Annotated in this window: 8 protein-coding genes; 2 read left to right on the forward strand and 6 right to left on the reverse strand. The window is 61.8% G+C overall.

What is annotated here, in order from left to right; all coding sequences use genetic code 11:
• The first annotated feature begins 190 nt into the window (after positions 1–190).
• Positions 191–6376: an apolipoprotein A-IV repeat region-like domain-containing protein gene (locus KX729_RS00585; protein WP_219740521.1), complete on the forward strand. Its 6186-nt coding sequence runs from the start codon at positions 191–193 to the stop codon at positions 6374–6376.
• Between the two features lie 133 nt (positions 6377–6509).
• On the forward strand, positions 6510–6986 hold the full coding sequence (locus KX729_RS00590; protein ID WP_219740522.1) for a hypothetical protein: 477 nt from the start codon (positions 6510–6512) through the stop codon (positions 6984–6986).
• A gap of 140 nt (positions 6987–7126) precedes the next feature.
• Here the strand turns inward: KX729_RS00590 and KX729_RS00595 are convergent, their stop codons facing one another.
• The 6 genes from KX729_RS00595 to KX729_RS00620 all read right to left on the reverse strand — a co-directional run bounded on the left by KX729_RS00595 (position 7127) and on the right by KX729_RS00620 (position 12074).
• Positions 7127–7417: a hypothetical protein gene (locus KX729_RS00595; protein WP_219740523.1), complete on the reverse strand. Its 291-nt coding sequence runs from the start codon at positions 7415–7417 to the stop codon at positions 7127–7129.
• Between the two features lie 117 nt (positions 7418–7534).
• Positions 7535–8029 carry a barstar family protein gene (locus KX729_RS00600; protein ID WP_219740524.1) on the reverse strand — a complete coding sequence of 165 codons (495 nt, stop codon included), beginning with the start codon at positions 8027–8029 and terminating at the stop codon, positions 7535–7537.
• Between the two features lie 7 nt (positions 8030–8036).
• A complete protein-coding gene (locus KX729_RS00605) occupies positions 8037–8648 on the reverse strand; it encodes an ABC-type transport auxiliary lipoprotein family protein (RefSeq protein WP_219740525.1) in 612 nt (203 codons plus the stop codon).
• A 24-nt stretch (positions 8649–8672) separates the two neighbouring features.
• Positions 8673–10043: an MlaD family protein gene (locus KX729_RS00610; protein ID WP_219740526.1), complete on the reverse strand. Its 1371-nt coding sequence runs from the start codon at positions 10041–10043 to the stop codon at positions 8673–8675.
• Between the two features lie 4 nt (positions 10044–10047).
• The gene (locus KX729_RS00615) at positions 10048–10872 is read right to left on the reverse strand and encodes an ABC transporter ATP-binding protein (RefSeq protein WP_376775910.1); all 825 of its coding nucleotides are present in this window, start codon (positions 10870–10872) and stop codon (positions 10048–10050) included.
• A 35-nt stretch (positions 10873–10907) separates the two neighbouring features.
• Positions 10908–12074, reverse strand: a complete 1167-nt coding sequence (locus KX729_RS00620) for an ABC transporter permease (RefSeq protein WP_376775911.1) — start codon at positions 12072–12074, stop codon at positions 10908–10910.
• Positions 12075–12170 lie beyond the last annotated feature (96 nt).

The following is a 12170-nucleotide window of genomic DNA, read 5'->3' on the forward strand; positions in this document are numbered from 1 at the left end:
GGACGGCAGGCTGGTAAGCATTCATTATCATCCGTTTGAAAGAACGGCCGTCTGAGCTGAAAGTGAATAGGAAATTCAGCGCCATGACGGCGGAATTTCCGGCAGGCAGTATCCCGATCCGCCAGTCTGCAGGCGGCAGCGTGTCGGATGGGGATGATGGCCGGGCGAGTATGTAACGAGGCGTAACCGCATGGCGAAAAAAACCAGCAGCGAGTCGATCGACGAGACGGCGTTCCAGGCGTTGGAAGATGCTCTGAAGATCAACTTCAACGACGAGCAGCAGCGTCCAAGATCAACGCCCCACGCCTCGGAGGCAAGAGTGGCCGATACACCCAAGCAGCGTCAGACCCCGTCGCAGCAGCAGGAAGATTACGCCGAGTCCTATCGGTCGGGCGCGGAGAATGCGGCGAAATCGCCAGCATTCCAGCCGGCCAACGATTCCGGTCGCCGCTCCTCCACCGCCATATTGCGCACGCTGGAAGGCGGCGCGATGCGCTCGGCGATACGCAATGCCGTCATTCTTTCGCTGATCTGGGCTGTCGCCGGTGTTGCGCTCGGCCAGATGCTCTACGGCAACCAGCTGTGGCAGATCACGTCGATGGAAGGCGTCCTCGCCGCTCCCGGCATCGTGGCGCTTGCTGTCGGCATCCTCATTCCGATCATGCTCTTCTTCGCCTTCGCGATCATGATGGCGCGTGCCCAGGACCTGCGCAACGCTGCCCGTTCCATGGCCGAAGTGGCGCTGCGCCTTTCCGAACCGGAAACCGTCGCGTCCGAACGCATCATGAGCGTCGGCCAGGCTGTTCGCCGCGAAGTCTCGGCGATGAACGAAGGCATCGAACGTACGATCGCACGTGCCGCCGAGCTCGAAACGCTGGTCCATTCGGAAGTCAACGCGCTGGAGCGCAGCTTTACGGACAACGAACTGCGTGTACGCGGCCTCGTACACGAACTCGGCGAAGAACGCGACGCGATCGTCAATCACGCAGAACGCATCCGTTCCTCGATCGTCGGCGCACATGACCAGCTGAAGGAAGAGCTGTCGCTCGCGACCGAGGAAATCTCGATCCGCCTCGCCACCTCCGGCGAAGCTTTTGCGCATATGATCGATACGCGTGCAGCCGTGCTGATGGAAAAGTCGAACGCTGCCGGCGACACGCTCGGCACGCTTCTGACCAGCAAGACGGAAACGCTGCTCCAGACGCTCAACTCGGCCGGCTTCTCCCTCGCCCATGAAATGGACGAGCGCATGGAGGAGATCAACAATGTTCTCTCCAAGCGCGGCCAGGCGCTGATCAACGAATTCCAGACCCGCGCCTCGACGCTGGACGCCAATACCGAGAAGCTGAACGCGGCACTTGCCGACCGCACCCGCCAGCTGAACGAAACCCTGCTGGCTCGTACCCGCGAGATCACCGAGGGTCTTGCCGACAGCGAAAAGACGCTGACCGGCTCGCTCGATACGATCCTTACGTCGCTCAACAGCTCGCTCGACGAACGCAGCACATCGTTCCGCCAGAGCCTGCAGAACACCGTCGAAGACGTGGTCATGGACCTCGACATGCGTTCGGGCTTCTTCGAGGAGCGCCTGCAGGCGACCGTCGGCCAGCTCAGCACGACATTCGATGAAAGCGTTTCGCAGTTCACCTCCGCTTTCGACCAGCGCGCCGGCACGCTGGACAGCAAGTTGATGGACAGCCTTGCCCGCATCAACGAGACCGTCGCAAGCGGCTCGGATGCGATCGAGAACATCCTGTCTTCCAGCATCGAGCGCATCAGCAATTCAATGACCGATCAGTCGCTGGCGATCGCCACCACGCTCGGGACCGGCCAGGAAGTGCTCGACTCGATGCTCGAAAGCCGCTCGCGCGAGCTTTCGGACGCCCTGTCGTCGCGCAGCAGCGAAATCCAGGAAACGCTGGCCTTCCGTTCCACTGAAATCCAGAACGTCCTGTCCACCCGCACCGGCGAAATTCAGTCGAGCCTTGCCGGCGCGCACGAACAGATCGACGGCGTGCTCGGACAGCGCTCCGCCGAGTTCCAGGAGATGATGACATCCGGCGCAAGCCGCATCCAGCAGAGCCTGACCGGCGCGCATGCGCTGATCGACGGCTCGCTCGGCGCCCGCGCGACCGAATTCCAGGAACTTCTGTCCTCGCGTACCAGCGAATTGCAGGAAAGCCTGTCGGGCGCACACCAGAATATCCAGACGACCATTTCCGAAGGCAGCACCGCGCTTCACAGCACGCTGTCGGAAAACCAGTCCCGCTTCGAACAGGGCCTGGCCATCCGCTCCGGCGCGATCATTGCAGCCCTTTCCGGCAGCCATGACCACCTGACCGAGGTTCTCGGCCAGAAGACCACGGCGCTCGAAACGCTGATGGCGAACGCCCCGGAACGGCTTGCCGGCATGTTCGACGAGCGCTCCGAGCAGATCGCCCGGACGCTGAGCGACAGCGAACAGCGTCTCAGCGGCGACCTCGGGCGCCATGCGTCGGAACTGCAGTCGTCGCTTGAGACGACGCGCGAAAAGATTTCCGACATTCTTTCCGACAAGTCGATGGAGATCGCGACCTCCTTCGCACTCGGCGAGGACCGCCTCACCGGCATGCTCGACGAGCGGACCCAGACGCTGAGCCGCAACCTTTCGGAATCCGAACAGCGCATCAATATCGATCTTGGCCGCCGTACGACCGAGATCAACGACGCGCTCAGCGCCAACCGCGAAAAGCTGTCCGAAATCCTCGACGATAAGTCGATGGAGATCGCCACCTCGTTCGCGCTTGGCGAAGACCGCCTGACGAGCATGCTCGACGAGAAGTCGAATGCCTTCGTCGGCACGCTCATCGACGCCGACAGCCGTATCGAACAGTCCTTTGCGGACCGTGCCGAAACAATCCGTGCGGCCTATGCAAATAATCAGGCCAACCTGGATCAGTCGCTGGAAAACCGCACCGCGGAGCTTTCCCGTGTGCTGGAAGGCGGCGGCGCTCGCCTGGAACAGGTCGTCGGCAATGCCTCGGGACGCATCGAGGGTGCGCTTGCCAATGGCAGCCAGCGCTTCGAAGCCGGTATGGCCGAAGGCATGGAGCGTCTCGAGACGGTGATGGGCTCGACCCAGGATCGTATCGCAGCGACGATCGGCCTTGGACACCAGCAGATCGAAACGACGCTCGGCTCCGGCCACGAGCAGATCCGCGATACGCTCGAACAGCGCGCCAGCCAGATGGCAACGACGCTCGGCGAAGCGCAGAACCAGATCGGCAACCTGATGAACGATCAGGTGACCTCGATCAGCACGTCGATCGCCGCCAGCGCCGGCATGTTGGAAATGTCGCTCGACAGCCATCAGGGCGCACTCAAGGATGCGATCGACACCGCCGGCCAGTCTCTCGAAGAGCGGCTACGCGACAATGTCGGCACGCTCGCCTCGCGTCTCTCCGATGCCGCCGGCGAGATCGGCCGCTCGGCCGACGCCTTCTCCAACCGCATCCGCCAGACCGTCGGTGGCGTGCAGGGCGCGCTGGAAGAGACCGGCACCCGCATCGAATCGACTTTCGGTGGCCTGGAAGGCCGCATCCGTGGCGAAATCCTCGGTGCAGCGCAGGTCGTCGAGGAAGCCGGCACCGCCCTCTCCTCCGCACTCGAAACCCGCACCGGCGAATTCGCCCGTGTCGCAATCGAAGCGACCGACCGCATCACCGATACGATGGATGGCCGCACGGCGCGTATCGAGGAACGCCTCGGCACGATCGACAAGGCGCTCGATTTCGGCCTCGAAAACGTAACGAAGACCATCGAAAGCAAGGCCGTCGGCCTCGCCTCGACGCTGCGTGAAGCCGTCAGCGACGCTGCCCGCAGCATGGACAACGAAGCAAGCCGCTCGGCGGAAGTGCTGGCCCGTGCCGGTGCCGAATTCACCGAGGAACTGACCAACCGCAACAACGAGTTCACCAAGGCGATCGAAGATCGTTCGACGCAGATCGTTGGCCGCATTTCCGAGACCCAGAACCGTCTCGCCGGTCAAGCCGCGACCGTGGCGCTTGCCTTCTCCGAGGCCGGCAACGCGATCGTCAACAAGGTTGCCGAGGCAGACAGCCTGGTGAAGCGTCAGGTCACGGCGATTTCCGAAGCGCTCGATGACGCCAAGGTCGCACTCGGCGCCAGCGGCGACGACATCCGCACGACGCTGAATGCGACTGCAAGCCAACTCGACGACGCCATGGACGCGGTCGACCGGGCGCTCGCCGCCCGCGGCGATGCTATCCGCACTGCGCTCGACACCCGCACCCGCGACCTCAATTCGATGCTCGCCGGCCGCACTGCCGAACTGTCGCGTCTCATCGAGGAACAGGCCAAGCCGATCGTCGAGGAATATGCCCAGACCGGACGTTCCGCCGTCGAAAGAATCACGGCCGCTGCCGAACAGGGCGCCGAGCGCCTGTCGACCACCGCCGAGCAGACCAGCGCCCGTATCCGCGAGGAAAACTCGGCGCTGATCGACGCGATTGCCGCGCGCACCAATGACACGCTGTCTGCAATTAGCCAGCGGACAGAAAATGCCGCCGGCACGATGCGTTATGTCGAGCAGGGCCTGTCGGTCGCCGTCAACAGCCTCATCGACAAGCTGGCGGAAAGCAATTCCAACATTGCTTCCATGGTCCAGCACGCGACCCAGGAAATCGGCAGCTCCGCCGATGTGGTTGCCGAACACCTCGCTGAAGCCGATCGCCGGCTTGGTGCTTCCGCCAACCGCTTCACGCAGTCGGCAAGCCATGCAGCCGAGATCGTTTCCGGCTCGACCCGCATGCTGGAAACTAACATCGACAAGATGTCGGAAGTGTTCGGCCAGACGCTCGAACAGGTCAGCGGTATCGTCGGTCGTTTCGACGAGCACGCCCATGTCCTCAACCAGGCGTCCGATCTGCTCGGTGCCGCCCAGTCGAACCTCATCAGCACGCTCGACGAACGCCAGGGCGCGCTTCGCAGCCTCTCCACCGGCCTTGTCCAGCGGTCTGAGGAGATCGAAGCAACGATGCGCAGCCTGACCGGCCTGGTCGACGGTGCGTTCGAACGGGCAGAAGAGCGTTCGCTGCAGGTCGGCTCGCGCCTTCGCGAAAGCCTGCATGCCTCGTTCGCCGATATCGGCCGCACGCTTGGCGAAACCCAGCACCGCGCCGAAGCCACCGCCGATGCGATGCGCGAAGCGCTCGTCGGTGCTGGTACCGAAGCGAACCGCGCCATCGAGGTAACGCTCACGGATGCCGAGAAGCGCACCCGCGATCTCTCCGAACGCATGCGCAACAGCATTTCCGGATCGCTGTCTGACGTGGAGCGCCTGCTCTCCGACGCAACGGCCAAGTCCGGCAACGCCGCCCAGGAGCTTCGCGAGACGCTCCGCGAATCGGTCGAGGAAGCAATCAACCGCTTCTCGGGCGCTACCCAGGAAATCCGCCAGTCGGCTCAGGATATCCGCCGCGAACTCGACACGACCCGCTCGGAACTGAAGCGCGGTGCATTCGACCTGCCCGAAGAAGCGAAGGAAAGCGCTGCAGCCATGCGCCGCGCCGTCGCAGAGCAGATCAAGGCCCTGCAGGACATCTCGGCGCTCGTCGGCCGTTCGACGCAGAACTTCGAGATTTCCGAAAACTCAGGCAGCCGCCCTGCTCCCGCTCCGCAGCCTGCCCCGGTTCGTCAGCAACCTGCGCCCATGGCAGCCGCCATCCCGCAGCCGGCTCCGGTCGCACCGCGCAACGATCCGTATGCGTCGAACAGCCTGCGCGGCACCCTGCCGTCGCTCGATCGTCCGGCGGCAAGCGCACCGGTCGCCCGTTCGCCGGAAATCACCCGTGCACCGCAACCGGCCCGCGATAATGGTGACGACGGTTGGATCAGCAACCTTCTGCGTGGCGCCTCGCGTGACGAGTTTGCGGAAGCACCGCCGGCACCGCGCCAGCAGCCGCAGCAGCCGGCCCGTCAGGCCGAACCTGCACCGGCTCAGCGTGCCAATGGCGACAACCGCAATCCGCGCCACATGGTGGAATCGCTGAACTCGCTCTCGGTCGATATTGCCCGCGCCATCGATCACGATGCTTCGGTCGATCTGTGGCGGCGCTACCAGCGCGGCGAGCGCGACGTCTTCACCCGTCGCCTCTACACGCTGAAGGGCCAGCAGACTTTTGACGAGATTAAGCGCAAGTACGACCGCGAGCCGGAGTTCCGCACCGCTGTCGACCGCTATATCGCCGACTTCGAAAAGCTGCTCGCCGACGTTGCCCGTACCGACCGCGACAAGACGGTCACCCAGAGCTACCTGACCTCGGATACCGGCAAGGTCTATACGATGCTTGCCCACGCCGCCGGCCGGTTCAGCTAAGAACTGCGCAATCGATCAGACGAAAAGGCCGCCTCTCGGGCGGCCTTTTTGCTATGAGGAGATGACGAACTACTTCTTGTTCAGATGACGTCGTCGCCGCCGAGATTTCCGGCATGGGAGTAGCCTTTTTCTGATGGCCAACACTCTGGAGACGCTTGCCGATATTCTCTCGCTGCTTGCTGCGCATGGCGTATCCTGCGGTATCGCAGGCGGCTGGGCGGAAGAGCTATCGGGACTGCGACCGCCCTGGCAGCATCAGGATATCGACCTGATCTATCAGGCCCAGGATTTCCTCAATCTCGATCGCGCCATATCCGATCTGAGAGCTGTTTTGCATCCGGTACTGGCCAAGCATTTTCCCCACAAGCGCGCCTTCACGTTCCGCGATACGTTGTGTGAGATCGTTCTCGTCAAGTTCGATGAGAATGGTCCGGTCAGCTATTACTGGGGCGACGTCGCTTACCGCTGGGAAAGCCCATTGCTGGAGACGGTCAAGAACGGAGAGATCGAATTCTCCGTCCTTTCCAGGGCCAATCTTCTGAAATACCGCAGCGACAGAAAGCTGCGCCAGCCCGATCGCTGGCGCGACATGGTGAATGGTCCTCTCTGACGCCACACTGAACGGAAGCGTGGAAGGCCGGGCGGCATTTTGCCGGAAGCACAGCAGCATCTGACCTTCGACATGTTCGTCACGCCCCGAAACAGATAAGCTTCAGGACGTGACCTAGCATTTCTACAGGGGAAATCGGCTTAGCTGTTCCGGATCAGCAGGCCGAGCGGACGCAGCAGGCCAACTTCCATCAGCTCGTAGGACATGTGGCCGGCGGCAACGAGTGGTAGGGTATCCAGCGATGCCTTGGCCCTTTCGACGGATTCTACGTTCATCAGGAAGATCGGGCCGGAGCCTTCCCGAAACCACATCTGCTCGACGGTCCCGTCGAGATAATGTTTCAGCGTTGCCGGCACTTCGTGCGGCATATGCTTCTTCAGCTCGTCAGGCGTGAGCGTCGATTTTGCGGAGGCGATAGCGAAAACTTTCATCGGAAAATCCTTTCTCGGATCGCTTGATGCGATCGAGAAAAGCTATCTCGACAGGTCAGCAGGCCATATTGGCAACAATGACAACTTTGGTGTCATTCGCGCCATTCGGGGCGTCAATCATTTGTGGAGATATTTCGTAACGAAGTCGAAATTCTGCAGCGGCAGGTCCGATTTCTGCTCGGTGATGAAAATAATATGGAAAGGCCTGGGCGAATGCCCCCGCCATTTATCTAGATCCGCTGGCTTTGCCCATTGGTATCCGCTCAAATCGAGGATGCTGACGAGCTGCTGAAACAGATTGGGATTGCTTCGATAAAGCGATGTACCATGGAGAACGAGGATATTTATATTACCGGGATCGATCCAGGAGAGATCGTTGATGGCCTCTTCGAAACCATTCCAGTTCAGCTGCTTGTAAGGCATGGATAGCCCGCGGATGAACGCGCCGAATAAGTCGTGCTCGGTTGCACATCCGGCGAGATCGATATGGCGGGGCCTTACGCCTGCCAGCGTTCCGACCTGCCGGAACAGAATTTCATGATCGGTCACGCACTGAATGACGTGAGGCCGCTCGGTTGAGATCAGCACGTCTTCCAGCGCGACCTTGGCCAAATCGATATCACATCGACTTCAGCGACCAGTCGACGATCTCGGCGCCGACCTTGGCGAAAGCCTTGTCGAGCGCCTGGACGAAATCGCGGTTCTCGGCGCCGGAAACGGTCATGGATGCCTTGAAGACACTCTGGGCGCGCACGGTGCCATTGCGGTCGTTGAGCAGCTTGGCGGACATTTCGACCACGGCGAGGCGCGGGCTGCCAGCTGTCACTTCGAAGGCGCGGATATCGGTGACGACCTGATAGTCGATCGCGAGGCCCTGCCCCGGCTTGCCAACGCCGCCGAGGCGGCCGGAGTTTTCGAAGGCTTCGACGAGCTTCGACTGGACGAGTGCCGGCAGACGGTCGCCCCAGCGGGAGTCGGCAAGATACTGGACTTCCGAGGACGAGACGCGGACGACGACCTGCTCGCTGTTGAGCAGCTTCACAGCCGTCGGTTCCGGCACAAGGATCTGCCGGTTGCGCGCCGTCGCGCCCTGCGCCGCCGGCGTGATCGACAGGTCGAACGTGTCGTTATTGGCCTTGGAACCGCAGCCGCTCACCAGAGCCGCCACGAGCGGCAGCACCAACAGCGGACGGCCAGCCGTCTTTCGCATCCAGGATTTTAAGCCGGTCATCGGCACCCCACTCTCCAACGCCACTTAACGCCTCGTTCTTCCGTCGTATTGCTTTACCGTTTCGCCGCCGAAGATCAGCCGCTGCGGGTTCTGGTCGAAATTGTTGATCGTCTGGTCGAGCGACTGGACCGTGCGCCGCGCATCGTTGATCAGCACCCCGATGTCCCTCAGGCCGGTTGCCGAGAATCGCGACAGGTTGTCGGCGATCGGACCGACACGTGCATTGATGTTGTCGGCGACGCTGCGGAAGGATTCAAGCGTCTTGCGGGCTTCGGCGAAAAGTCCCTGTGAATCGTCGCTCGAAACCAGCCCGTCGACCTTGGCCAGGATGCCGTCGACGCGGCTCGAAGCGTCGTTCAGCTTGCGGGCCAGATCGGTGAAATCGCCGATCGCCTGGTTGATGTCGTCGCGGCGGCCCGAGAAGCTTTCGACCACGCTGCGCGCGGAGCTGACCGTCTGGCGGGCATCTTCCGAGGCTGCCGTGATGTTCGAAAGCATCGTGCGTACCTGATCGGGGCTCACTGAGCTCATGACGGTATCGACCCGGCGCAGCACGGTGTTTGCCTGCGCGCCCGCCTGCTCGAAGCTCGACGCGGCGTTCTTCACGTTTGTGACGAGATCGGGGAAGCTGTCGGAGGCGGTGGCGATGTTGCGGGTGGCGCGCTCGGTATTGGCGACGACGGCGTTGATGCGTTCGGCATCGATGGCGCTGACCAGTTTTTCAGCCGCCTGGAGCGTTGAATTCAGCGTGCCGGAAACGCGGTCGATCGTCACAGAGAGCGTCGAAAGGCTTTCCAGGAACTTATCGATACTGTCGGAATTCTGCGCCAGCGCGCCGGTGAAGGTCTCGACGTTGCGGATGGTCTGGGTCAACGGTCCGCGCGCATCGCCCACGAAGCCCTGGATGTCGCCGATCGCATCATTGGCGCGGTCGAGGATCTTGTCGGCGGTCGCGAGCAGGTTGGTGACGCTCGACTGTTCGGCGATCAGCACCGCGGGGCGGCCGGCCTCCATTGCCTTCTGGAGAATGTTTTCCTCGCCCTTCACGCCGCCCGACAGTTCGATATAGGCAGCGCCCGTCAGGCCCTGCACTTCGAGTGCTGCCTGGGTCGACTGATAGACCGGCGCATCGGCGCGGACTTCCGTGAAGGCGATCGAATAACGCGGATCATCCGGATCGATCGTCAGGCTGCGTACCGAGCCGACCGCGATACCGTTGAAGCGCACCGGTGAACCGACGGACAGGCCGTTTGCGGAGCCGGGAATACGGATGGCAAGCTCAGCTGTAGGTCCGCCGCGGCCCGATTGCGCCATCCAATAGACGAAACCGAAAGCTGCGATGATGACCGCGAGCGTGAAGAAACCGACAAGTGCGTAATTGGCTCTGGTTTCCATGGTTTTACGTCTTCTCTACTTCTTCTGCGGGCCGTTTGTCTTCGATCACGACCGACCGTGCCCGCTTGCCGCGGAAATAGGACTGAACCCAGGGATCGTCGTTTGCAAACATGTCTTCCAGTGTACCTTCCACCAATACCTTCTTGTTTCCCAATACCGCAATACGGTCGCAGACGGAAAACAGGCTGTCGAGGTCGTGGGTGACCATATAGACGGTCAAACCGAGTGTATCGCGCAGTTTGGCGATCAGCGCGTCGAAATCGGCAGCACCGATCGGGTCGAGGCCGGAGGTCGGTTCGTCGAGGAAAACCAGGTCCGGGTCGAGCGCCAGCGCGCGGGCAAGGGCTGCGCGCTTGATCATGCCGCCTGACAGCTCGGACGGATATTTGTCGGCGGCGTCCGGCGGCAGGCCGACCATCTCGACCTTCAGATAGGCAAGCTCGTCCATCAGTTCCTGCGGCAGATCGAGATATTCCCGCATCGGCAGCTGGATGTTTTCCTTGACTGTCAGGGCCGAGAACAGCGCGCCGTGCTGGAACAGCACGCCCAAGCGCATGTCGACCATCATGCGATCTTCTTCGGACGCGTTTTCGTAGTCGACGCCGAGGATTTCGATCGTGCCGGAACGATGGCTCAGCAGGCCGAGCACGGTGCGCATCAGCACCGACTTGCCGGTGCCGGAGGCGCCGACGAAACCGAGGATCTCGCCGCGATAGACATCGAGATTGAGCTTGTCGAGCACCAGCTTGTCGCCGAAGCCGACGGTGACGTCGCGCACGGAGAGCACGACCTGGCGGCCGTTCGACTTGTCGACAGGCGCTTCCAACACTGCGCTTTCCTGGGTCTCTTCCACCGCGTTCTCCATCAGAAATCGATCGCGGAATAGAAGATGGCGAAAAGCGCATCCATCAGGATGACGACGAAGATCGCCTTCACCACGGAGGTGGTGACGTGCTGGCCGAGCGATTCGGCGCTGCCGCCGACCTTCATGCCTTCGACGGCGGCGACTATGCCGATGCAAAGCGCCATGAACGGCGCCTTGATCATGCCGGATGCGATGGATGTATGGTCGATCGCTTCGTGCAGGCGGGAGAGATAAGTGTCGAAGGTGATGCCGGAATAGGCCCAGGCGACGACGGCAGCACCCGCAAGGGCTGCGAAGTTCGCGACAATCGTCAAAAGCGGCAATGCGACGGTGAGCGCCACCAAACGCGGGAAGATCAGTACGCCGACGGGATTGAGGCCGATGACGGTGAGCGCGTCGATTTCCTCGCGCATCTTCATCGAGCCGATTTCGGCGGTGATCGCGCTTCCCGAGCGGCCGGCGATCATGATCGCAGTCAGGAGCACGCCGATTTCGCGCAACTGCAGAATGCCGACCAGATCGACGACGAAAATTTCGGCGCCGAAATACCGTAGCTGGAACGCACCCTGCTGGGCGATGATCGCGCCGATCAGGAAGGACATCAGCACGATGATCGGCACGGCGCGTACGCCCATGCGGTCGATATGGGTGACGACGGAGGCCGGCGAAACACCTGCCCCGCGGCCGAATTTCATCTGGGCGCCGCGCACCGCCGAACCGAGGATGTGCATGGCCGCATAAAGATCGCCCCAGAGGCTGACCATCGTCTCGCCGAGCGGCGTGAAGATGCGCTCGAACAGCGTCCCCTTCTTGCCGCTATCGGCGGGAGGCAGGGGCGCTTTTTCGGGCAGGACGCCGACGAGTTCCTGGATCGGGCCTTCGCCGCCGATCAGCACAGTCTCGTGGCCCTGATCGCTCTTGGCGGTCAGCAGGCGGCGGATCAGCCAGGCGCCGGCGGTATCAATGCCGTCTATGCCCGTCAAATCGATTTCGATCCTGCCGTCGCCTTTCGCCTTTTCAAGATGTTCGAAATCTTTCAGAATCGGCGAAATCGTCGTGCCACGCCAATTGCCGGCAAGCACATAGCGCTGACCGCCGCCTTCCGGCATATCCTCGGCCTTGATCTGAGCTGCCTTCGACGTCACTGCGTTCTTTCGCGTCTGAATTTCATATGAAGTTGCAATACGATACGGTTGATCGCATTTTCGAGAGACGCAATATAGCCGTCCGATGGGTAATTACCATAATGGAAAGCGTTAAAA

This window comes from Neorhizobium populisoli (assembly GCF_019430945.1).
Lineage (GTDB): Bacteria > Pseudomonadota > Alphaproteobacteria > Rhizobiales > Rhizobiaceae > Neorhizobium > Neorhizobium populisoli.

Excerpts from the sequence above, each read along its gene's own strand:
- KX729_RS00585 (WP_219740521.1), top strand. The coding sequence starts at position 191 with ATGGCGAAAAAAACCAGCAGCGAGTCGATCGACGAGACGGCGTTCCAG.
- KX729_RS00590 (WP_219740522.1), top strand. The coding sequence starts at position 6,510 with ATGGCCAACACTCTGGAGACGCTTGCCGATATTCTCTCGCTGCTTGCT.
- KX729_RS00595 (WP_219740523.1), bottom strand. The coding sequence starts at position 7,417 with ATGAAAGTTTTCGCTATCGCCTCCGCAAAATCGACGCTCACGCCTGAC.
- KX729_RS00605 (WP_219740525.1), bottom strand. The coding sequence starts at position 8,648 with ATGACCGGCTTAAAATCCTGGATGCGAAAGACGGCTGGCCGTCCGCTG.
- KX729_RS00610 (WP_219740526.1), bottom strand. The coding sequence starts at position 10,043 with ATGGAAACCAGAGCCAATTACGCACTTGTCGGTTTCTTCACGCTCGCG.